Annotated in this window: 22 protein-coding genes; 12 read left to right on the top strand and 10 right to left on the bottom strand. The window is 62.6% G+C overall.

Translation table 11 applies throughout. The features are described 5' to 3' along the window. The first annotated feature begins 40 nt into the window (after positions 1-40). Positions 41-505, top strand: coding sequence for a DUF5994 family protein (locus A5758_RS14450; protein WP_067740962.1), 465 nt, complete (start codon positions 41-43; stop codon positions 503-505). A gap of 127 nt (positions 506-632) precedes the next feature. On the opposite strand, the gene A5758_RS25270 is transcribed toward A5758_RS14450, so the two are convergent. Continuing rightward, positions 633-1,244, bottom strand: a complete 612-nt coding sequence (locus tag A5758_RS25270; RefSeq protein WP_231987319.1) for a DUF5994 family protein — start codon at positions 1,242-1,244, stop codon at positions 633-635. A 416-nt stretch (positions 1,245-1,660) separates the two neighbouring features. On the opposite strand from A5758_RS25270, the gene A5758_RS25800 reads away from it, so the two are divergent. The 6 genes from A5758_RS25800 to A5758_RS14420 all read left to right on the top strand — a co-directional run bounded on the left by A5758_RS25800 (position 1,661) and on the right by A5758_RS14420 (position 8,042). Beyond that, the gene (locus tag A5758_RS25800; protein ID WP_067740959.1) at positions 1,661-2,128 is read left to right on the top strand and encodes a DUF5994 family protein; all 468 of its coding nucleotides are present in this window, start codon (positions 1,661-1,663) and stop codon (positions 2,126-2,128) included. 655 nt (positions 2,129-2,783) lie between these two features. Next, complete coding sequence (locus tag A5758_RS14440) at positions 2,784-4,418, top strand: fatty acyl-AMP ligase (RefSeq protein ID WP_067741291.1); 1,635 nt, start codon at positions 2,784-2,786, stop codon at positions 4,416-4,418. A gap of 248 nt (positions 4,419-4,666) precedes the next feature. Then, entirely contained in the window at positions 4,667-4,879 is a 213-nt protein-coding gene (locus A5758_RS14435) for a hypothetical protein (RefSeq protein WP_067206049.1), read from the top strand. Between the two features lie 218 nt (positions 4,880-5,097). Then, positions 5,098-6,654, top strand: a complete 1,557-nt coding sequence (locus tag A5758_RS14430; protein WP_067740957.1) for a succinic semialdehyde dehydrogenase — start codon at positions 5,098-5,100, stop codon at positions 6,652-6,654. Positions 6,655-6,795: 141 nt separating this feature from the next. Then, positions 6,796-7,374 carry a cyclic nucleotide-binding domain-containing protein gene (locus A5758_RS14425; protein WP_067740954.1) on the top strand — a complete coding sequence of 193 codons (579 nt, stop codon included), beginning with the start codon at positions 6,796-6,798 and terminating at the stop codon, positions 7,372-7,374. A gap of 233 nt (positions 7,375-7,607) precedes the next feature. Next, positions 7,608-8,042: a DUF4383 domain-containing protein gene (locus A5758_RS14420; protein ID WP_067740951.1), complete on the top strand. Its 435-nt coding sequence runs from the start codon at positions 7,608-7,610 to the stop codon at positions 8,040-8,042. A gap of 18 nt (positions 8,043-8,060) precedes the next feature. Here A5758_RS14420 and A5758_RS14415 read toward each other — a convergent pair whose 3' ends face one another. From A5758_RS14415 to A5758_RS14400, 4 genes are all read right to left on the bottom strand, one after another. Continuing rightward, positions 8,061-8,888: an isocitrate lyase/phosphoenolpyruvate mutase family protein gene (locus tag A5758_RS14415; protein WP_067740949.1), complete on the bottom strand. Its 828-nt coding sequence runs from the start codon at positions 8,886-8,888 to the stop codon at positions 8,061-8,063. 107 nt (positions 8,889-8,995) lie between these two features. After that, positions 8,996-9,760: a cutinase family protein gene (locus tag A5758_RS14410; RefSeq protein WP_067740946.1), complete on the bottom strand. Its 765-nt coding sequence runs from the start codon at positions 9,758-9,760 to the stop codon at positions 8,996-8,998. A gap of 92 nt (positions 9,761-9,852) precedes the next feature. Further along, complete coding sequence (locus A5758_RS14405; protein ID WP_067740945.1) at positions 9,853-10,338, bottom strand: pyridoxamine 5'-phosphate oxidase family protein; 486 nt, start codon at positions 10,336-10,338, stop codon at positions 9,853-9,855. Positions 10,339-10,385: 47 nt separating this feature from the next. After that, complete coding sequence (locus A5758_RS14400; protein ID WP_231987318.1) at positions 10,386-10,670, bottom strand: hypothetical protein; 285 nt, start codon at positions 10,668-10,670, stop codon at positions 10,386-10,388. 166 nt (positions 10,671-10,836) lie between these two features. Here A5758_RS14400 and A5758_RS26390 point away from each other — a divergent pair, with 166 nt between their 5' ends. The 3 genes from A5758_RS26390 to A5758_RS26065 all read left to right on the top strand — a co-directional run bounded on the left by A5758_RS26390 (position 10,837) and on the right by A5758_RS26065 (position 11,913). Further along, the gene (locus A5758_RS26390) at positions 10,837-10,971 is read left to right on the top strand and encodes a hypothetical protein (protein ID WP_255360818.1); all 135 of its coding nucleotides are present in this window, start codon (positions 10,837-10,839) and stop codon (positions 10,969-10,971) included. An 85-nt stretch (positions 10,972-11,056) separates the two neighbouring features. Next, positions 11,057-11,731: a DUF2510 domain-containing protein gene (locus A5758_RS14395; protein ID WP_067740943.1), complete on the top strand. Its 675-nt coding sequence runs from the start codon at positions 11,057-11,059 to the stop codon at positions 11,729-11,731. A gap of 23 nt (positions 11,732-11,754) precedes the next feature. Continuing rightward, positions 11,755-11,913 carry a hypothetical protein gene (locus A5758_RS26065; RefSeq protein WP_197503946.1) on the top strand — a complete coding sequence of 53 codons (159 nt, stop codon included), beginning with the start codon at positions 11,755-11,757 and terminating at the stop codon, positions 11,911-11,913. A gap of 27 nt (positions 11,914-11,940) precedes the next feature. Here the strand turns inward: A5758_RS26065 and A5758_RS14390 are convergent, their stop codons facing one another. The 3 genes from A5758_RS14390 to A5758_RS26060 all read right to left on the bottom strand — a co-directional run bounded on the left by A5758_RS14390 (position 11,941) and on the right by A5758_RS26060 (position 15,743). Then, complete coding sequence (locus A5758_RS14390) at positions 11,941-12,843, bottom strand: alpha/beta fold hydrolase (protein ID WP_067740940.1); 903 nt, start codon at positions 12,841-12,843, stop codon at positions 11,941-11,943. Positions 12,844-13,117: 274 nt separating this feature from the next. Beyond that, on the bottom strand, positions 13,118-13,348 hold the full coding sequence (locus A5758_RS14385) for a DUF6400 family protein (protein ID WP_067206018.1): 231 nt from the start codon (positions 13,346-13,348) through the stop codon (positions 13,118-13,120). A 2,167-nt stretch (positions 13,349-15,515) separates the two neighbouring features. Further along, on the bottom strand, positions 15,516-15,743 hold the full coding sequence (locus tag A5758_RS26060) for a hypothetical protein (RefSeq protein ID WP_197503945.1): 228 nt from the start codon (positions 15,741-15,743) through the stop codon (positions 15,516-15,518). Positions 15,744-17,235: 1,492 nt separating this feature from the next. Between A5758_RS26060 and A5758_RS25795 the strand changes: the two genes are divergently transcribed. Further along, complete coding sequence (locus A5758_RS25795) at positions 17,236-17,868, top strand: hypothetical protein (RefSeq protein WP_156622641.1); 633 nt, start codon at positions 17,236-17,238, stop codon at positions 17,866-17,868. Positions 17,869-18,278: 410 nt separating this feature from the next. Further along, positions 18,279-18,518: a hypothetical protein gene (locus tag A5758_RS14380; protein ID WP_067740936.1), complete on the top strand. Its 240-nt coding sequence runs from the start codon at positions 18,279-18,281 to the stop codon at positions 18,516-18,518. A 672-nt stretch (positions 18,519-19,190) separates the two neighbouring features. Here the strand turns inward: A5758_RS14380 and A5758_RS26550 are convergent. Both A5758_RS26550 and A5758_RS14370 read right to left on the bottom strand, forming a co-directional pair. Then, positions 19,191-19,460: a protealysin inhibitor emfourin gene (locus A5758_RS26550; protein ID WP_067740933.1), complete on the bottom strand. Its 270-nt coding sequence runs from the start codon at positions 19,458-19,460 to the stop codon at positions 19,191-19,193. Positions 19,461-19,514: 54 nt separating this feature from the next. Next, positions 19,515-20,570: a M4 family metallopeptidase gene (locus A5758_RS14370; RefSeq protein WP_067740930.1), complete on the bottom strand. Its 1,056-nt coding sequence runs from the start codon at positions 20,568-20,570 to the stop codon at positions 19,515-19,517. Between the last annotated feature and the right edge of the window lie 754 nt (positions 20,571-21,324).

Here is a 21,324-nt window from a genome sequence, read left to right as displayed (position 1 = left end):
AATGATCCGGCCGGTTCGCGGTCAAGGCGGGAGCGTCGCAATGACGCCGAAAATCGACCAAGTGGATGCCCAGCGACGACACGTGCCATCGAAGCACACCCCGCGCTTGCGGCTTAAGCCGAAGGCGCCGGCGAGTGGGTATGTCGATGGTGCGTGGTGGCCACACAGTGACGACCTCGCCGCAGAGCTGCCAGACCTGCTGTCGGTGCTGTCCGTTCGACTCGGGCCGATTGGCCGCGTGCTCTACAACGTGAACGAATGGGCAAGGCCCCCTGCGAAATTCCTGACCGGAGGGCGCACGGTGCGACTCGACGGATACCGGCTTCAGCCCGTCAACACCGTCGAGGTCCTGGGGCTCAACCGTGCCAAAACCGTTCTGCTGGTGGTTTCCTCGGATGCCGACCCAGACGACGCGCACGCCATCATGATGACCGCAGCCCGCCCAAGCGATGCGTCGACCGTCGAGGGGCTCCTGATCGGTACGGAGAAAACGGAAAACCGATGATAAGGCGTGTGCGCGTGATCGTCACGTAAAGATCCCCGGAAATCAACGAATCCGGTGCCACATCGGCTTCACCCAGTTCCCCTGGCAATCGGCCTGGCCCGTTGGTGGCGGGCGGACCCGGACAGTCTCAATCCTGCGGACCTTGAGGTATCGCCGCGCGCCGCGCGCGGCGCACTTCAAACATCTGCTCGCCGCGGGCCACACGGACAATGCAGTCGGCTGTCTGGAAAGCGCGCGAATTGCGGTGTGCCGCATGCACTGGCAGGTTGGCGGCGCGGCGCAAGACCATTACCGCAAGGGCGGTACCGGTCCTGTGCGGAACGATCAGAAGCTTCGCCCGTGCATCACGGCCATCGACGGTCATGACGTGCGGGCGTACACCCTGTCCCCAATCCCAATTCAGGTCGTGCTGGCGTTGTAAGGATGACCAATTGACATTGATGTCGACGACCTGCCCTAAACGCGCATCCAAGACAGACACCAACTCGGTCAGCTCTCGCGAGATCAGGCCAGTCCGGAGCCACCATGCTCCATCGATCTTGTTCCCGAGTTGGCCTGCCAGGGTGAGGCGCACCGGGCTCGCGGACCACCGCCCCCCAACGGAATTGATCGTGTGGGGAGTCGGCTCTTCAACCGAGGGCACCCCGTCACGCCATTTCTCCACCGCATCGATGCTGCAGTCTGTTGGTGGATTCGGCTTGGCCCCAATGTGACTGGTAAACGGTGTTGCGCGCTTCACGGGCAATCCCTTGCAGCTTGAAACGATCAACCCGCGAAACGGGGCTGACGGAGGAATTGCATTGCCAGTGATCTAGATGGGACATTACTTCCGAGGCCACCGCCGACAACGAAACAGCTCTCTACCGACGTTACGCCACTATCTGCTCGGCTGCCGCCCGCTGGACGGCCGCGGTCGGCCCGCGCACAGAAAAGCGATTCTCACGCGGCTCCGCGAATCAGGCCTGGCGCATGGTTTCGCCGCCAACCACAAACTGCCGCTTGCCGATTGAAAAGCCACATTAAGCGTCGTGGTATCGCGATTCGTCGACCGTCTCGGCGCCCCGTGGGGTTATGCTCCTACTGTCGTAGGTTTGTCGAGTACCGCCCTCTTCGGTAGCCGTCTGCGATAGCAAGATAGTCGATGGGAGCGTCACGGTGGCGCTTGTTACTTCCAGCCCTTCCAGCGCCACTCGATTGGTACTGTGCGAACGCGACGGCACCCCCGCTGCGGTGGACGGGGCTTGGTGGCCAAAGAGCCTGGACCTGAGGATAGAGCTACCGGACCTGCTTGCGGTTTTCGGTTCATGGATTGGTACGGTCCACCGAGTCATTTACGACTCGAGCGCGTGGTTGCCCGCCCCGGCGCGACTTATTCGCCATAGCGAAATGGTTTCGCTGCATGCATATCGGCTGGTTTTCAGCGACACCATCTACCTCATGGGTACGCATTCGCGCGACGCCGTGTTGTTCGTGCTGCAGCCTTCGAGTTCACAGGAGGCGCAGCGTGTGCTCGGTGAGGTCTCCTCTTGCGCACAACCGATGAATGCAGGACTGATGCGCCAACTCGCCCGCCAATGCGCGTCAGGCACTGACTTTTTCGAAGAATCGGCGCGATGGCAGTAAGTTGCCGGCTAGCTTCAGCAGCCACCCGCGATTAGCGGCGAAGGCACTAACAACACCGTCGTCCGCAGGCAATTAGCAACAACCCGTTTGGCATAGTGGATCCCGTCGTGACCCTCCCGCTGAGCAACCTGCGCTATGGTTGTCATGGTTGACTCCCCAGCCGTCCGGAAACGTCCGGCGGCGACCCCCAAGAGGTCCCCGTCGTAATGGGTCCGCATCGCCCGGCTGAACCGACGGTAAACGGGGTTTGTGCTTTCAAGCTGATAATGGCGGAGTTTCGCGCTCTGCGCTTCGGAAAGAAGACCGCCGCGCTTGGTGGTGATATCGGCGCGCCTCAGCGCTTCATTGGCCGTGCATGTATATCGTGAGTTCGTCTGAACGGTTCGATACCTCGCTTCGACTGGAGCGAGGGCCAATCGGGTGGCGCCTTGAAGGGGGCAGGCTCTTCCGCCGCACTCATCCACCAACCCCTTCGGGGCAGGCGGCAGTTGTACCGCAGCGACACCCGCGGTGCCGGCGCTCCCGTGAATTCGGCTCGAGCTGCGCGGCTCAATATCAATACATTCAACGCTTCACTCATTGTGTGCCCTGATGAACGCTTCACCTCGCAGTCGGAGCTCGACGCGGCGCCGGTGCCGGTGCCAAAGGAATGGCCTTGAGTAGATTCACCGAAACCATGTATGGCAGCGCCCAATCCAGCTCGAAGGGTTTGGTCACCGGCGAGCCGGATTGCCCGCTCCGGCATACCTGGGGCGAGGTGCACGAGCGTGCTCGCCGGATCGCGGGTGGCTTGGCCACCGCCGGCGTCGGCCACGGAGATGCCGTGCCGGTGCTGGCCGGGGCCCCCGTCGAGATCGCGCCCACCGGGCAGGGCGTCTGGATGCGCGGCGCCAGCCTCACCATGCTCCACCAACCCACACCGCGCACCGATCTTCGCCGCTGGGCCGAGGACACCACCGCCGTCATCAAAATGATCGGCGCCACAACGGTCGTCATCTCCGACCCATTCATGGCCGCGGCCCCACTGCTGTCCCAGCTGGGAATGCGCGTGCTGGTAATCGAGGAGCTGCTCGGCAACCGCCCGATCGATCCGGTCGACACCGACGACGATGACGTTGCGCTGCTGCAGTTGACGTCGGGTTCTACCGGGTCGCCCAGGGCCGTCCGAATCTCACATCGCAATGTCGTTTCCAACGCCGAGGCGATGTTCCTCGGCGCGAAAGTCGACATCGATACCGACGTGATCGTGAGCTGGCTGCCTCTGTTCCACGACATGGGCATGACCGGATTCTTGACTGTACCAATGTATTTCGGCGCGGAACTAGTCAAGGTCACTCCGATGGACTTCCTGCGCGACACGTTGCTGTGGGCCAAGCTCATCGACAAGTACAAGGGCACGATGACCGCTGCACCCAACTTCGCCTACACACTCTTCGCCAAACGCCTTCGCAAGCTGGCCCGGCCCGGCCAGTTCGACCTGTCTACCCTGAGATGGGCACTCTCAGGCGCCGAACAGGTCGAACCCGCCGATGTCGAGGACCTATGTGAAGCGGGCAAGCCGTTCGGCTTACGTCCGGAGGCGATCCTGCCCGCTTACGGCATGGCCGAAACCACCGTGGCTGTGTCGTTCTCTGATTGCGGCGAAGGCCTGTTGATCGACGAGGTCGACGCTGACCTCCTTTCCGCGTTGCACCGAGCTGTCCCTGCGACCAAGGGAAAAACCCGCCGACTGGCCACGCTTGGACGCCTGCTCAAGGGGCTCGAGGCGCGCATCGTCGACGAAGACGGCAACATCCTGCCCGCCCGGGCCGTAGGCGTCATACAGGTGCGTGGTGAGCCTGTGACGATCGGTTACGAAACGATGGCCGGATTCGTTGCGGCACAAGACGAACAAGGGTGGTATGACACCGGCGATTTGGGCTACCTCACCGAGACCCGCCGCCTCGTAGTCTGCGGCCGAGTCAAGGATGTCATCATCATGGCCGGGCGAAACATTTACCCGACCGACATCGAACGCGCCGCCGCACGGGTTTCCGGGGTCCGGCCAGGGAGTGCCGTGGCGGTACGACTGGAGGCGGGACACTCGCGCGAGACGTTCGCCGTGGCCGTGGAGTCCAAGGACTGGCAGAACCCGGCCGAGGTGCGCCGCATCGAGCAGCAGGTGGCACACGAGGTGGTCGCCGAGGCCGACGTTCGGCCCCGAAACGTGGTCGTGCTCGAGCCGGGAATGATCCCTAAGACGCCATCGGGCAAGCTGCGGCGCGCCCATACGTTGACGCTCGTCGGCTGAATTCTCGAGAAGCGACGAAGAGTAGATTCGTAGTTCATAGCGGTCCACGGGAGCAGGGCACGTTGACCGAGTTCGACTCGCAAAACCCCGCCACAGTCTGACCTCTCCCCCACGAACTGCAGATCGTTCCGGCAGTTATCAGATTCGCGATTGACCATCGGCGTCGGCAAGGGAATCGTCAACAGGAGCACCGGGACGATCCCCAACAGGTGGCCACAGCCCGCATACCACGACAGTTCGGGAGAGCAATGAGTTCGGAACATGCGATAGAGAAGGTGCCGCTGTCGGAGATCCGCGAAGGCGACATGCTCCAAGATCCCACGACGGGCAGGTGGATCAAAGTGACGCGCACAGCCGATGACACTGCCAGCGGGCCCCATCGCGTGTACTACGGCGACGGCGGTGAAGAGATCGACTCACGGTATGTTACGGGCCTCGTCAATCGCCAGGTTCGGGAGTGATCGAGAGCGCTCACGTGCCCTCTGGCAGGTGAATTCCAGCCGGGAGTAAAGGTGCTAGCCACCTTGTGCTGCCACGAAATTCGAGTGGACAGCACAGATGAACAAAGCGCTGTCCCGCGCCATGCGTTGGGGCGTGACTCAGGCGTCCCCGAACCGTTGACGCGCCCCGGGCCTAGGCTGGTGTTTTGGACGCCTGCGCTTCTTCGAGAGGTAACAACATGCCCGCACCGTCAGCCGAGGTCTTCGACCGCCTGCGTCAGCTCGCCGCGATCAAAGACGCCGCCGCACGCCAGACCAAGACCATCGACGAGGTCTTCACCGGCAAGCCGCTGACCACGATCCCCGTCGGCACGGCCGAAGACGTCGAAGCGGCGTTCGCCGAGGCGCGGGCGGCTCAGGCCGACTGGGCGAACCGCCCGGTCTCCGAGCGCATCGATGTCATCAGCCGCTACCGCGACCTGGTCGTCGAGAACCGTGAGTTCCTGATGGACCTCCTGCAGGCCGAGGCCGGAAAGGCTCGGTGGGCGGCGCAGGAGGAGATCGTCGATCTGATGGCGAACGCGAACTACTACGTGCGCGTCGCCGCCGATCTACTGAAGCCGCGCAAGGTGCAGGCGCTGCTCCCGGCGATCGGCAAGACCACGGTGGTCTACCAGCCCAAGGGCGTGGTCGGGGTGATCTCGCCGTGGAACTACCCCATGACGCTGACGGCGTCCGACTCGGTGCCGGCGCTGCTGGCGGGTAACGCGGTGGTACTCAAGCCGGACAGCCAGACCCCGTATTGCGCGCTGGCGTGTGCCGAGCTGTTGTACGAGGCCGGGCTGCCGCGCGCCCTCTACGCGATCGTGCCCGGGCCGGGCTCGGTGGTCGGCACCGCAATCATCGACAACTGTGACTACCTGATGTTCACCGGCTCGACCGCCACCGGCAGGCAGCTCGCCGAACACGCGGGCCGTCGGCTGATCGGCTTCTCGGCCGAACTCGGGGGCAAGAACGCGATGATCGTCACGCGGGGCGCCAACCTCGACAAGGCCGCCAAGGCGGCCACCCGCGCGTGCTTCTCGAACGCCGGCCAGTTGTGCATCTCCATCGAGCGGATTTACGTCGAGAAGGACATCGCCGACGACTTCGTCGGCAAGTTCGGTGCCGCGGTGCGGAACATGAAGCTGGGTACCGCGTACGACTTCTCGGTCGACATGGGGAGCTTGATCTCCGCGGGTCAGCTGGACACGGTGACGGACCACGTAGACGACGCGAAAGCCAAGGGCGCCAAGGTGATTGCGGGCGGTAAGGCGCGGCCGGACATCGGGCCGCTGTTCTACGAGCCCACGGTGCTGGCCGACGTCACGCCGGAGATGGAGTGTGCGGCCAACGAGACGTTCGGGCCGGTCGTGTCGATCTACCCCGTCGCCGACGTGGATGAAGCCGTCGAGAAGGCCAACGCCACCGAGTACGGGCTCAACGCCAGCGTGTGGGCGGCCTCCTCCGCGGAGGGCGAGCAAATCGCCGCCCGGTTGCGGTCGGGAACGGTCAATGTGAACGAGGGTTATGCGTTCGCATGGGGCAGCCTCGGTGCGCCGATGGGCGGGATGGGCCAGTCCGGCGTCGGCCGCCGACACGGTGCCGAGGGTCTGCTGAAGTACACCGAGTCGCAGACGATCGCGACCGCGCGCGTGTTCAATCTCGATCCGCCGCTTGGCATTTCGGGGACGCTGTGGCTGAAGTCGCTGGTCCCCGTCGTGCGCGCGGTGATGAGGCTTCCCGGGCGGAACTGACCAAAGCCGGTCTTTCACAACTACCGCATCCGGTTCTGTCGGCGGGCCGGCCTAAATTGCGTCGCGGTCTTCTGCCCTCTGTATCGCAAATCCGCGTTACGCTCCTCGATGTAGCGTCACATCGCACGTCAGGAGTCCGCCATGAAGGCCGACGCGAAGCAATATGAAGAAGACGCTCGTCGGTTACGCCAGTACGCCACCTTCGATAACTTCTCCGATGCCGACCTGCTGCGTCTGGCCCGAGTAGCTCATCGCACTTCGACGTCGGCCCCGTTGCCGCTGATTCATGAGCAGACGCCGTCGGACTCCTGCTACATCCTGCTCAGCGGGGAGGTCGGCGTGTACATGGGCCGGGACCGCGTCGCCGTGCTGGGTCCGGGCGAGGTGATCGGCGAATCGGCGCTCCACCGTGGGAAGCTGCGTTCTGCGACCGTTACGACGATCGGGCCGGCCGAGGTCTTGCGGATCGAACGCGCGGATCTCGCCACAATGCTCGACGAGATACCGGCACTTCGCGAAATCATTGACGCATCCGTGGCGCGACACGTGCCTGTAGAGCTGCCGCCGAAGCCAAAACCACCGCGCACGAAGTTGGGCGCCTCAGTCCGCACCGAATTGGTTGAGCGGTTTGAGCAGACCGCCGACAGCGCCGGTGTGGACGTCGCGACCGCGGTTGAGGACGCGCTCACTCAGTGGATCGATCGGAACAGCACAGCGTAGTCATTGCGGTCCAGCCATTGCCTCTGGTCAATGTGGGACCACCTGCGTGTTAAATCTCGTTCCGCCCCTTAGTATTCCGGAGCCAATGGGGCGGAAGTCGCCGCTGGGCGATTGTGTGGACGGTGCTTAAGCGCCCCGGCCGGAACGGACGGCTCGCCCGCCCTCCCCCGTTGACCGCGATCTACTACCGCGCGTAGTATCCGGGTATCCCGCCGTGCACAAGGGGGTGCAACGTGAGGTGGAGTTTCGCCCAGATCGGGCTGCTGATCATCTGCGCATTTCATGTCATTCAGGCGGCGATCGGCCTCATCGTCAATCCCAGCTTCGCGACCGGCCCAACCGCGCGGACCGTCCAACTGCTCGGGATGGACTACAACGGCTGGCATGCCGTCGCCGGTCTCGCGCTGTTCGCTCCGGGCCTGGTGTTCGCGCTGCGCAAGTCCTGGGCCGTGCTGTATCTACTGCTTGCCGCGATAGCCGGTGCGCTGCCAGGCATTTGGGCCTTCTTCTCACATCAGGTGGCCTTCATCTTCACCTTCCCCAACAACATCACCGACGCGGTGGTGCACCTGGTGACCGCGGGGGTGATGGTCGCCGTGGCGGCCGTGCAGATCCGGCTGGATGGTGGACTGAAAAACTCGCTCGCCGATCTCCGGAAAGCGCGGTAGCCCCCTCCGGCCCGGACACTATTCGGTGAACAGCGCATTCAGCTCGTCGAAGCTCGCGGCTCCGGTTAGTCCCTCGAAGGATCCGCCCTCAATCAGCTTGCGCGCGGCGGCCAGGAACGCACCCCACGCGACCCGACTGAAAGCAGAGCCGACGCTGATCCGTCGCACCCCTAGCTGCGCAAGGTCCGTCACCGTCAGTCCCGTGTCGGCAGACACCAGAACGTTGACCGGATACGGCGCCACAGCGTCAACGAGAGTGGCGATGTCCTCTTTGGTACGGATCCCCGGTGCGAACAGCACCTCGGCTCCCGCCTCGGCGTAAGCCTGCAGCCGCCTGATGGCCTCGGCGAGGGGGTCGGGGTGGCCGTAGAGGAAGCATTCCGCGCGGCCGGTCAGCATGACGTGGGCTCCCGAGGCGTCGATCGCCGAACGCGCAGCGCGGACCCGATCGGTCGCCTCGGCCAGCTCGAAGAGCGGTGTGCCGGCGATGCCGGTGCCGTCTTCGATAGAGAGGCCGGCCACGCCGGTGGCCACGCAGCGCGCCACATTGTGCGCAAGCTCGTTCGCATTTCGGGCATAACCGGCCTGGAAATCGGCATTGACGGGCACACTGACCGCAGCCACTATTTCGGCGATGTTGTTCAGTGCCTCGTCGACGGAGAGCGCGGTCACCGTGTCTGGCAGACCCCGCGCGAAGCACAGTCCGGCGCTCGTAGTGGCCAGTGCAGGGAAGCCGAGCTTTGCGAGCGCGATTGCCGAACCGGCGTCCCACGGATTCGGGATGAGAAAACAACCCTGTTGATGTAGCCGGCGAAAACGGGCTCCAACGGCGTCGCGTGACTCCACGACCCGATTATGCTCGCGCCCACGTGAACTCGCCACGCCGCCGTCCGGTCCACCCTAGACGCGAAATAACCTGTGCACCTTGGTATTCAAACGAGGCCGGGCCGCGATTAACCGGGAACACCTGGGAACCCGGCGGCGGTCGTCGGCGCGCCGGGAGCGGCGCCCGCCGGCCCGCCGGAAGCCCCGCCGATACGACTGGCCGCAAACGCCGCACCCTGCTCGATCATTGCCGTGTTGGTCGAGTACGTGTCATGTGCGGCGAAATTCATTCCGTCGGAGCAGATCGGGTCCCCCTGGGCGCATACCTGGATGGTCTTGGCCTGATAGAGCGGACCGATGACGACCGGTGGCTCGCCGAAGAAGTTCATCGCCTTTTCACTTGGCAGGGCGAAGAGCACGACCGACGAGACGTGGTTGGCCACCTCGGGGTCCAATGGTTTGGGCACGGCCGCCGGATCGATTCCAGCCGGTACGGCGGCCGAGGTGACGAAGCCCATCACGGCAGCGCCTTGGGAATAGCCGCCGAGCACCATCTTGGTATTGGGGCAGTCGTGCGCCATCGAAACGACATGCGCGCCCACGTCTCTGATCCCTTCCTCGCCAGCGTTCGTCCAGTCGTGGGTGGCGGGGTAGTTGACCGGATAGACGTCGAGCGATTTTGCGCCAACGCGCGGGCGCAGGGAGTCGATGAACGCCTGTCCGGTCGGGCCAAGACCCGGCGGGTCATCGGTACCGCGGGCGAACAGCACTTGCACGTCCGGACAGGGATCGGCGGAGGCAACCGGGAGGGCAGAACCGAGGACCGGAGCGCTGACGCCCGCCACCGCGAGGACCGCGGAGGCAACGAAATGGGGTATGTGACGTGCGGTCATGGCGGTGTGTGCCCAACACGTGCGGTTTTTAAACCACGACTTTTCATGCGCTGACCCGCACTGACTGGGCAATTGCGAGTCAGCCAGCCCGGCTAGCCACCCGTGACAAGGTCCGCGAGGAACGCGGGTAACCGCCCGGCGCCAAAGTCATAGAACCGCGCCCAAAGCGGCTCGATCGAGATGCGCACCATCTGCTTATACGTCGAGCGCACGTTGCGTTCGAACTCGGCGAGTTGCGATTCGTCCATTGAGCTCCGCGCCGCCGCGAGGTACTCCTCGGTGACGCCGTCGACGGTTTGCAGTGTGGCGAGCCCGCGTACCAAGAGGGCCTTCGCCTCTTCCGGCGTGGAACCGGTGTCGATCGTCAGTGCCACTTGCGGACGTGCCGAAAGCGCTCGCGCTTTCGGGGCGGGCGGTGCGGTGGAGACGACGATGCGTTCGCCGGTCCAGTAAAACCCGACCGGGACGACTCGCGGGAAGCCATCGTGTCCGTTGTACGCGAGCCGGGCCATGGAGCCGGAGAGCAGCTTCTGGGCCCCGGGGAGGCCGAGCTGCCGGGCCAACTCCTCGGTGTTCATCACACCCGCAGTCCTACCCGGTAGGCCCCGGGCGGGACACCTCAGTGCTACTCGGGCTCACCGATGGCGCCAAGGCGCTCGCCCACCCGAGCCAGTGCCTGGTCGAAGATCTCCACCTTCTCGCCGCGCTTTTCGTTGGCGGGCTGGGCGGAGCCGCGGGCGCCTTCGGCCTCCACCCGAGCCGCACCCCGACGCCGCAGAAGGCTGAAGTTCTTGTCGCGCGCTTGCCTGAGCCGGCTCTGCAAATCCTTCAGCGACTTCTCGTCCATGCGATTGAGAGCCTCGGGATGACTCTCGCCGATCAACGAGCTTTCCTGCTGGGTCAGGTTCACATGGTTGCTCACTCCTAGATTCATAACCTGGACCGGCCACACCGGCGCGTCGAATGTCGGACGTCTCGCCGAACTGTCACGCCTGGGCCATCTCGAGTTCATATCTGGCTTCGGGTCTTCAGATCGTGCCGCGGCGGGTAGTCCTTCGGTCGACGAAGGAGGTTGCATGGGCAGGCATTCGATGAAGGACGACGACGAGCCCAAGGGTGGCCGCCCCGGTCCCGCGGATCACGGGGGCGAGGGTGGAATGGCGACGCGTGAGAACGCGCCGGAGCTCACCGAGCCGGACCGTGAGGACTGAGGGGCGAGCTCACCGAACGGGATCCGTTTCGAGCGGCAGATTCGGCGGGTAGCCGAGAAGCCTCACTCACGACGAAAATGGATAGATGCCATTCGAACAGGCGCCGCCCCCGCCCAAATCGGCGCCGGGCTGGTACCCCGATCCCGCAGGGGTAGGCCACGGGCTGCAACGTTATTTCGACGGCACCAGTTGGACCAGCGAGTGGGCGTTCGCCACAGAATCGCCGAAGAAAGACACTCCCGGGAAGGCGGCCCTGGCGCTGGCGGCGCTGGGCTTCCTCGCCCTCCTCATCGTCGTCGGCAAGACCTGGGTTTTCGACCCGAAGAGGGACGCCCAATCACCCCCGAGCAGTTCGGCCACAGCGGGACCGCCGACCGAGGCGGCGCCGTCGACGCCGGCCGGCCCCAAGAAGCCGGACGGCGTCACCTTCACGACCGCTCCGGGCCAAGGCGGCGACGTGGTCGACGCCCGATTCGCCATTCGTGACAACTACACCGAGCAGATGATCAAAGACGGTGCGCGCACGGACACCATCGACATCCTCAAATACGCGCGAGCGACGTATCCCGACGCTTCCGCGGTGAACGTGCAAGGCACCTTCCCGATGACCGACCCGTACGGCAACACCTCGACCCAGGTCGCCATCGACCTCACGTATTCGCGAGCAACGTTGAGCAAGATCAACTTCGACGGCATCACCAAAGCCAGCATCCGGGAGATACGCGATTCCGGCACTATTCTTCCTGCCTTTCAGCCGTAGACCGGTGGGCGGATAATCGCCTCGTGCCCACCGAACCCCCAAACCGACCACCGGCCGATCCGAAGCCCCCGCGGGTGCGCACCACGCCGGAGGATTTGGAGCGGTACGGCGACGAGGAGCAGATGCGCGCCGCGTCGGACGAAGGCCGGCTCCGCGACGAGCGACCGCCGCATCACGGCTAGCCCGCCGCTTTCCGGACGACGAGCAGTTCAGCCCGCGGCGACGCGGTCGATGTGGGCGAGGAAGTGCGTCAACACCGCATCGGGTGCCTCGAGTTGTGGCCAGTGTCCGATGTCGTCGGCGAGCATCACCACATTCGCTTCGGGTATCACCTCGGCATAGCGGCGCGCCATGTGGGCACCCGAGTTGGGGTCGACCGGCCCATCGATCAATCGCATGGGGACCGCGGTCTGCCGCATGGCACGCACCCATCGGTTTCGGTGCGTGTAGCGATCGTTGATGAAACGGCCGACTTTGTGCAGCACCCGGCGGCCATCGTTGTAGTCCAGGATCTGGTTGAACACGTCCATCATGTGCCGGGTCGGCTTGGTGTTCGGGCCGAACATCTCGCGCAGCGTGGGCTCCAGCAGCCGGCGGGACACCGGACTGCCCTGTACGTGACTGAATACGTCACCCAACGGCGTGCCAGACATCAGCTTCTGCGCCGTTCTGGGCTTGTATGCCTCGATGAACATTCCGCCGTTGAGCCAGGTGATCGAGTCGATGCGCAGCGCGCCATAGGCTTGCTGACCGAACTCGTGACGAGCCAACATCTCCTGGCCCACCGAATCGCCGATGTCGTGGGCCAGGATGTGCACGTTGCGGATGTTCAGGTGGGCCAGCAAAGCTTCGTGCATGTCGGCGTGGTCTCCCACCGAGTACTCGTAGGCCACCGGTTTTTCGGAGAACCCCATGCCGATCATGTCCGGTGCGATGACGGTGAACCGTTGCGACAGCGCCGGCCAGATCCGCGCCCAGTCAAAGGAATTGAACGGATAACCGTGGATCAGCAGCAGCGGAGGCCCGCTGCCCTCTACGCGGTAGAAAATGTCGAAGCCGAGGTAGTCGAAGTACTCCCCGGCCGCCAGCCAGCGTTGCAGTTCAGCGTCCATGGGGTCATCATCCCCTCGGCGTGAGCGCATCGCTTGGCTCGGGCTGTGATCTCCGCGGGGTCAGGCGGTGCGCCGGCGCGTGCGGTTATGCGTGTCGGCCGACCAGAGATGACCGCAATCCGAGCACTGCAGGTGTACCAGCGTCCCCCTGTTGCTCAGCAGGTACTGCCAATGCGTATCGCAGTTTCGCCGGTCCCGGCAATCACCACAGTTGGCGCGGTGATCGCAGCGCGGGCAAGGCAGCCATGCGCGGCGGCTACGGTCGGCGGTCGGATCAATCGGTAACACGATCAGCCGTCCGTGAAGGCAAGACGCCGGCGCGGACCAACTCGTCGTAGACCCGCTGCTGCTCCGCGTCCAGGTTCGAGTACAGCATGTCGTAGGCCTGCTGTTCCTCGGCGAGCACGGCGACAGGATCCCAGTCCTCCCCGATCGCTTCGAGCACCGCGCTGCGTCGACGCGCCTCGTCGAGGGTCAGGTCATAGGCAAAGTCGAGGTTGGCCATCGCACTCCCAGCCGTTAGATACACAAACGAAGGGTAAGGATGCCCTAATTGACGCTGGTCAGGCTATGACGCGCGTCACTTTCACCGGTAAGAATTCGTCACATGGGGCCCCCGAGTCAGTGGCCGTCGCCCGTTTGAGCACTTCTCAGGGAGAGCTCCAGAATGGACACGCGGCGATAGCGAATGCCGGAACCGTCCCGGATGGTCGTTTGCTGAGCTTTGCCCCCGATCCGCGCGGGCGGCGCGGAATCGAGCCGGGCAGTTTAAAACTCCGGGTCAAGGTCAATGCTTGAGGTCTCACATTCGTTGATGGGAGGGCCTTCGATGAGAATTCGTGTTCGCCGGGTGGCGGGCGCCGTCGCGGTGGCGTTAGCGCCCATGACCTACATGGCAGCGGTGTCTCCGGGGGTGAGCTCGGCTCAGCCCCCGGATTGTGGTCCTGGGAATTGGTGGAATCCAGGGGCCAATGCCTGCCAACCCGTAACACCGCCACCACCGCCGGACTGCGGCCCCGGCAACTGGTGGAACCCAGGAGCCAACGCCTGCCAACCCGTAACACCACCGCCACCGCCGGATTGCGGCCCTGGCAACTGGTGGAACCCGGGTCCCAATGCCTGCGAGCCGGTAGTGCCACCCCCACCGTCGTAAGCCCGGTCAGCCCAAGTGGCTGCGCTTAATTGCGTCATGGGTAGCAGGCACAGCCACTCTGGGGACCCGGGACCAAAATGCCTTCCGACCTGTGTCCGGCTGACAGGATTTGAACCTGCGACCACTTGACCCCCAGACTTCATTTCGGCGTGTCGTCGCGTGTAGAGAAGTGCATCAGTGCACTTCAAACACCTAGGTGCGCCCCGGTGCATCTAGCTGCACGGGACGCAATTGGGGTCAGAATTGGGGTCAGGCTGCAGCCGAAGTTATGTTTGCTGGCGCTCACCCATCGCTGTCTCGGATCATCGGTGCGCTGAATTGTGTTCCGATTCAACCACTCCAGCACATCTGACCAGCGGCACAGACGCGGCTTTCCCGCTTGATGGACCTCGGGCCGGTTTCCTTGTAGCGGCCCCGAGCAAGCGTGGCGGTCGTGGTGGGAAGGTATTCGGCTACCGCGGCAGGAGCCCTAGTGGCGAGAGTTGGCCTCAGTGGAATTGCTGGCGGGTGGAGCCGTCGTATCAATCCCCTGGTGGACCGGCGTACCAGTTGTGGTTTGGTTCCTCGTGTCGCAGCCCGCGAGGCCGCCGCGGCAACCAAGCCGGTGAACGTTCGGCACGGATATGCGGTTATGGTTCTTCGATGTTCGGCGAGGGTCGGGTTGACTGCAATGGCTTCAGGTGAATCGGCTGTCCGCAACTGCACCTAGCCCACCTTCGACCAAGTGCCGGTTCCTTCCCATACCGGGACCGTCTCGGAATATCCGCTCGGATTGCCTGGACAACTGCCGCTGTAGGTCGTCTGCCACTGGTTCGGTCCTCACGAATCGCCACGGTCCCGTCCGGGCGGAAGATATAGGTGACTGGCCCCGAGGAGTGTTGATGGGCGATGCACTCGGGATTTCCCGGGTGACGAGCCTGGTAGTCGATTGTCACCGTTCCCGTCATCGTCGGTCCGGATAGTGCGCCGGTGATCCCCGTCGTCCACGAGATGATGTTCTCGGCGAGCGGATCGCCAGGGGCCGTGCAGTTGACCGTATCCCCGGCGATGCGGCATTCATAGGCCACCGGCTCTCCGGGACGGTAGGTGACTGTGAAGCGTTGCGGCAAGAACGCCCTGTCGGCCTCGGGGGAGGTGGGCGCGGGCGGAATGGGACTCCCGCGTCGGTCGTTGACTGTCGTTCCCGTCTCGGCGATTGGCGCGCCCGTGGTTGAGGCGCAGCCACCAGCCCGAGAGTCACCGCCGCCGCGACTGAAACAGTCCGATGTACGAGTGCGCGCAAGTAATACCCACCAGAACAAGCCACGCAGACGCCCCCTGGGTGCTTATCCTGTTGCCGACCAAGTGCCCGCGATTTCCCTTCAGGTGTCGTCCCTGAAGTTGGCGCGTCACAACTAAAAATCGATTCCCTCTGTCCCACAACGAAACTCATCGCTACTGTCCCGTCAGAGTTGAAGACAACAGTTGCAGGTGTTGAGTAGTTCTCGTCGAAAGTTGGCCTCTTGCGATCCTCATCGCGTTATCTCTCGCGGGGCACCGTCAGGTCGCCAGGAGGGTCCGCGTGGGCGATGCCGCTCAGTGCACCGCCCGGCATCACGAGCGTCGCCGCCAGTCCTGTGATCCCGAAGTTCCGGGTCGGAGTCACACCCATTGTTTCTTCCCCATCCACTGGCCACAGCGTGGCGATTGCGGCAATGACGGCAATACCTTTCACAGAGATAATTGCTTCACGATCCGCTGTTGCCATGTGAGCGGCAAAAGCAACTTATTGGGGTGACTTAAGACTCGTTTTCCGGTGGGTGCTTGTTTGCCCGCCGCCGCTCGTGAAAGGAATTAAGCGGGACGGCGGCGGGCTGTGTGTGGGCGACGCTCACCGCGAAGACGGTCGGCTGCGCTCACCCGCACGTCTACGAGCCAGCAGCGGCAACCACGAACTTTCCCAACCTTTCTGGGCGCGGAACGACGTTCGGCGCCCGGTGTCTGGGTCCATGTAGTTAAGTCGGGCCTGTGACGACCATCAGGTCGCTCCCGGACAGACCCTCGAAGTTTCCCTGCGTTTGCCCACGGCCCCATCCCACCAGTTCAATTGGGGTAACAATTGGGGTCAAAGCCTATCTGGCGAATGACGGTTGAGACTTAATACACCGTCTGACCTGCGTCGGGCTGACAGGATTTGAACCTGCGGTCACTTCACCTCAATCCGACGTCGTTTGCTGAGTCTCGTCGACCGCCGATGCCCCCGGCCCCATCCCCATCGACTAGCGGTCCGGGCAGATAATCGCCGCCCGAGACGACGGCCAAAGGCACGTTGCTTGCCACGATTCGCAACGCGGACCCATCTATGGGCACTGGCGCGGTACGCGAACGTGCGCACGAGCTGCTGGATGGGCACCTGGTTGACCCGCTCGCGGAGTGATGTGCGGCCCGGGGAGGTGGAGTTCTTGGCTCAGCGGATTCAACGACTCGACATCAGGCAGCCAAGGCGGTCGCGATTTTGGCGAAGCTCAGGCGTAGTGCGACGAACGTCATGGACCGCAACACCGGACTGCGCCGCGACATCCATCGACATCGCCACCGCGCGCAGCTCACGGTCAACCCGAAGAGTCCTCTCCAAACACGCAGGGTTTTCGGCCCGCGCTCGGCGGGCGCGCAGCGCCTTTTGAGCGAGCTGGCATGAGGGCCGAAAAGGTTACTCGGCCTGCGTCGTTCGGTGGGGGCGTGGGTTGAGGCGGTCGGACCCTCCGCCCGCGTGCCATGAGCACCCTGCTGACGACTCTGAAGCCGAGGGGGGATGGGTGGCGGCCAGTCCGCCTATTCTTGGGAGCGCGGGTGCCGTAGTGGGCTGGAGAAAAAAGAGGGACCGGCCAACGCTTGGTGGTGGGAGCTAGCCGGAGAAGCTTCAGTGATGGGAGAGCAAGCTCGTTGAGCCGTGCCGGCGTCTTCTACGATCCCTGCATTCGGCTGAATTGATTCTGCTCCGAAGCTACGCTCCAGGATGTGTATGGCTTGGCGGTGCGAAAGCTACGGCTGAGTATGTGAAACTTCGACGCCACATCCAGCGCGCGAGAGGAGTTTGCAACATATAGGTGTGCTGCTGACGGCTTCCGACTGCTTCCAGCGTTCGAATTATCGCCCCGTAACTGCGGCCCTTGGTATGGCAAGCGACTTTGCGCGCTTCCTGTGCCAGGCGCAGCGCCTAAAGAAGCAAACCAATTGAACCAATATGGAGGAGCGAACAAATGAGCTCACCAGACCACCCCGGCGATGAATGGAACACCTCATTCGGTGCTGAACCCAGGTTGCAGGAATCATTGGCACCGGCCGAACACAGGCTGCAGGAATCGAAACCGGGTGTCGAACAGGCTGCTGAACAGCCTATGGTTGCGCGGAGCGAGTACCGCGTCCAACCGAGCGCCGCAGGAGAACTGGATCCGACTCCGCTTGCGGAGCTTAACCGCAACGAAACACCGGGCGGAAGCATGCGCCGAACATCGGTGGAAAACCGTTGCGCGTATGTCAGATTCACGAACTCTTATTCGTGCCGGCTCTACGTCGCATATATGCGATTTGAAGCGGGTTGCGGCGGCGATCCCTGTAACGATCCGTGGTATGCCCTAGGGTGGATTGCCCTCGATGTCGGGCAGACTCAGACACGCCCCAATCCGTCTGATAATCGGTGGTTCTACCACTATGCAGAAGCAGAAGGAGCGGATCAAGGGGTCTGGGCGGGCCCTTATCCTGCCCACATCACGCACGACGTGTTTGAGCAGTGCAGGTGCATTGACTCGCCCTCTCAGATCCCAGGCTGGTATTGGAAGGGCATGCGAGAGCTAGATCTGAGTCAATTCGGTGGTGTGACTTATATAGCCTGAGCTCAGCGGTCGCCAACCCAGTTGGGAGGAAGGATGAATATGAGCGAGCTTGCTGACCATGATGCGGACACGAAGGTGAAGGCGAAGTGTCACATATGTGGGAAGAAGAAATCTGTGACGGAGTGCCATATCTGCGGCCTCTACTACTGCGGGGACTGCGCGAGCCCGATCCAGCGCGATGCCTGCAAGAAGTGCGCGCCCTAGGAGGAAACTAGGCCTGCCACTCGACTAGGGAAATTGTGAATCGGTGAGTAGGGCCCGACCCAGGAGAGCTGCCGTGATCAGAACAAGCGTCCGACGCGAAATGGGTCGCGGTGGCATGCAACCACACCGCCGCATGAACCCTGGCAGGGACAACCTGAGCGTGACTCCGCTTCTTGTGGGCCGCCAAGGCGGTGCGGAGAAAAGAAATGACCGTCGCGCCGGTCGTTATCGGCGTGCTACTGCTCGGATCGGTCCTGATGGTGATCTGGAGGGGTGATAGCGCCAGGCTTTTTCCGCGGCCGCACCCTGACGCGCCGCAACTCCAATATGTCGGGCTGACAGGATTTGAATCCGTCAGCCACTCCGAAACCGGCACCACCGACACGCTGCGAGAAATCGCGTCTACCAACGACCTTAGCCCCGACGGCCTTCGCTCGACGGGCTGAAAATGCTGGTTGCGAACGTAGAAGGTGGGATCGTTTCGCCCGCGTGTTACGCCGATGGATCGGTAACTAGTCAAATGGAATCCGGCCACTTCCCACGCAGTCCTCACATTGCGCGGACCTAGACTTCTGGCCAACCTTCTTTGCGCCTTCTTTGCGCGTCCGGTATCACAGTCCCTGCATACCATTCCTCCGCCGTACATACTGACGAATTCCGCTAGGCAGCCATAGGTTTTGAAGTGAGAACATTTCTTATTCTTACACTTCCAAAGCTGCCCAGCAGGCATTTGGCGCGTGGGACATTCAATTCTCGAATCGATATTCATTAATTGGCTCTTCCGCTCGCATTCTTGGGGCCTGGAAATCTTAAGCCGAGAAGCCACGTGAACTGCAGACTCATATGGGCGTTTAATGAACTCTTGCGGATTTTAATAAACCCGTTTCACGTTCTGATGCCCGTGCTTACACGCGACGTGGTAGATGCCATCGTCATCAAGCCACTCGTAGAATTCCCCACTTAAGCAACCGGGGTCCAGCCCGTAATCACAAGGTGCATCGGTGTAAAATCTGCATATGAAAAGCTTTCTGGCCTGAACGCCGCAGCTAGGGCATTGTCGAGGTGGATTCTTACTACTCTCATCCATTACGGGTCTTCCTTCCCGCGTGGGTCGATGGTCAGATCTGTTCCGTCACGATGCTTGCCACCGCGGGGGGCATCATGCTTTCTGGAACCTGGCAAGTCGTGCTAACGCCGTCCGCGCTCTGCCGTGTGACGACATACGTGTAGCGGTCTGCGCCGCGGTCCCTGGCGAGCGGCTCTTTGCTAGCGAGAAGCTCGTCTAGTGTTGCGCGATCCTGAGGATCAAGTGCGTCACTATCGACTGCGCCGCTGGCTTTCAGACCGGCGAAGCCACCACGTCGCTCAATAACGTAGCGATCTCCCATTGCTGCGCCTCGATCGTTTTCGTTCAGCAGGGGACTCAACATGAAACGTCGGAGCTATGAAATGCCGACCTGGGTCCACCCATCATCCACCCCACGATATACGGCGCTCTCGGTAGGGAACAGCGATTTGGCGGCCGAGCGCGTAAGGTCAGCGAACGCCTTGAATTTCGTCCCCGGGCGGGCCTTCGCGCTGGTCAGGGCGCCGTACCAAACCTTCCCGGCCTTCTCCCAGGAGCGTCCACCAATAGCCATCGCCGCGAGGTAGAAGGCGTGATTCGGGATGCCGCTGTTCTCGTGCACATCGCCTCCGCGAATGTAGTCGCGATAATGCGATGGCTGCGGTGACAGGCAGTGTTTGGCGCCAGGTTGTGCCATGTCACGCAGGCACGTGTAGCCCTTCGCAATTGCCGCAGGACCAAGGATGTCTGCGCCGATAAGCCAGTCCGCCTGTGCGACGGTCTGCTTCTTTCGCCACTGGCGAAACATCGAACCGAACACATCGGAGATGCTCTCATTGAGTGCACCGGGCTCTTGCTCGTAAATGAGACCCGCGGTGTGTTCGGTGACGCCGTGTGTCAGTTCATGGGCGATAACGTCATTCGACGTCGTGAAGTCGATAAATATTTCGCCGTCCCCGTCCCCATAGACCATCTGAGCGCCATTCCAGAAAGCGTTTGCATAGCGTTCGTCGTAGTGGATCGAAGACATCAGCGTCATCCCGGCATCGTCAATCGAGTTGCGTCCAAAACACTGCTGGTAGAAACGGGCGACAGCGGTTGTTTCGTCGAATGCGCGTTTCGCCGTGATATCAGTGGAGCTCCCGGGTTTTGGGATTCGCGTGCCGGGCAGCGAAGGAGTGCGCTTGCAGTCGTAAACCGTGACCTCGGGGGCAGGCGCGAGCACACCTGCCAGGCGAGGGCTGGTGATCCCTCTGGCAAGGAGACTGGCCTGTAGCGCCTCGGTATGCGCGATCCGCAGCGTGCGCCACGCTGGCTCAAGTGCGACACTCTTGCGAAAGGCCTGCCGTGACTCTGCGGGCATCGATTCATCCTCGGCGAGCTTGCGTAGAACATCCGTTGGAACGATGCAGCAACCGCGACGAGCACCCATGACAATCAATTCCTTTCGCCGGTTACACCGGCATCGCCCTGGCTTCCTTTTTCGAAGAGATACATGCCGCCTTATTGAGAGTATCTAGCTCTCGCATCCCGGCCGTGTACCAAGGCGGAGACGCCGAAGAGTGGTCGCTACAGCTGCACGTGTCGACGATCAATGCTTGATCTGCAGGTGCCGTGATCCCCTTCCGGGGTGGTCACCTTTCTGTCTGTTGAGCTACGGACTCGAGCCTTCGGCCCGCACACTGGGGGGGGGGAACGGCATGTGCTAGGCCGTATTCGGGCGTCCGAAGGACTTTAGGCCCGGCAGCTAACCAGCCAGCTAACCAGCCACGTCGTCCCTCCGCAGTTAACGCGGAGTTCGCTGTCTCCACATTTCTGGATCTCATTGGTTGTCATGTTTCTGATATAGGCCCAGTGGCCGCCGCAGGAGATTTGGCAGTAACAAATTCCATTTACTGTCTTACTACGCACCTCACCATCACCGCGCACTGCAGGTTCAGTACCCTGTTCGGTGTCCAATTCCAACTGTCCTACTTTTACTTCGTCCTTTTCCAGCTGAGCGGAACGCTTCGTCGGTGATTCTCTCAGCAGCAGGTTGCTTCTTGAATTCCGGTTGATCAGGCATCAGTTTCTCTCCTATATGCCACATCGCATTTGAGGCAGTTCGTGCATTGTCTGCCACAGCTTTATGGTAGACCCCTTCCCTCTTCGCTCCTGGTCTCAGGACTATCGTCACCTATTCCGTT

Origin of the sequence: Mycobacterium sp. 852014-50255_SCH5639931 (genome assembly GCF_001665605.1) — a bacterium.
Taxonomy (GTDB): domain Bacteria; phylum Actinomycetota; class Actinomycetes; order Mycobacteriales; family Mycobacteriaceae; genus Mycobacterium; species Mycobacterium paraffinicum.
This window is presented reverse-complemented; position numbering and strand designations above follow the sequence as displayed.

Coding starts and splice junctions, on each gene's coding strand:
- A5758_RS14450 (WP_067740962.1), top strand. CDS start 41: ATGACGCCGAAAATCGACCAAGTGGATGCCCAGCGACGACACGTGCCA.
- A5758_RS14435 (WP_067206049.1), top strand. CDS start 4,667: ATGAGTTCGGAACATGCGATAGAGAAGGTGCCGCTGTCGGAGATCCGC.
- A5758_RS14430 (WP_067740957.1), top strand. CDS start 5,098: ATGCCCGCACCGTCAGCCGAGGTCTTCGACCGCCTGCGTCAGCTCGCC.
- A5758_RS14425 (WP_067740954.1), top strand. CDS start 6,796: ATGAAGGCCGACGCGAAGCAATATGAAGAAGACGCTCGTCGGTTACGC.
- A5758_RS14410 (WP_067740946.1), bottom strand. CDS start 9,760: ATGACCGCACGTCACATACCCCATTTCGTTGCCTCCGCGGTCCTCGCG.
- A5758_RS14405 (WP_067740945.1), bottom strand. CDS start 10,338: ATGAACACCGAGGAGTTGGCCCGGCAGCTCGGCCTCCCCGGGGCCCAG.
- A5758_RS26390 (WP_255360818.1), top strand. CDS start 10,837: ATGGGCAGGCATTCGATGAAGGACGACGACGAGCCCAAGGGTGGCCGC.
- A5758_RS14395 (WP_067740943.1), top strand. CDS start 11,057: ATGCCATTCGAACAGGCGCCGCCCCCGCCCAAATCGGCGCCGGGCTGG.
- A5758_RS14390 (WP_067740940.1), bottom strand. CDS start 12,843: ATGGACGCTGAACTGCAACGCTGGCTGGCGGCCGGGGAGTACTTCGAC.
- A5758_RS14385 (WP_067206018.1), bottom strand. CDS start 13,348: ATGGCCAACCTCGACTTTGCCTATGACCTGACCCTCGACGAGGCGCGT.
- A5758_RS26060 (WP_197503945.1), bottom strand. CDS start 15,743: ATGGCAACAGCGGATCGTGAAGCAATTATCTCTGTGAAAGGTATTGCC.
- A5758_RS25795 (WP_156622641.1), top strand. CDS start 17,236: ATGAGCTCACCAGACCACCCCGGCGATGAATGGAACACCTCATTCGGT.
- A5758_RS14380 (WP_067740936.1), top strand. CDS start 18,279: ATGACCGTCGCGCCGGTCGTTATCGGCGTGCTACTGCTCGGATCGGTC.
- A5758_RS26550 (WP_067740933.1), bottom strand. CDS start 19,460: ATGGGAGATCGCTACGTTATTGAGCGACGTGGTGGCTTCGCCGGTCTG.
- A5758_RS14370 (WP_067740930.1), bottom strand. CDS start 20,570: ATGGGTGCTCGTCGCGGTTGCTGCATCGTTCCAACGGATGTTCTACGC.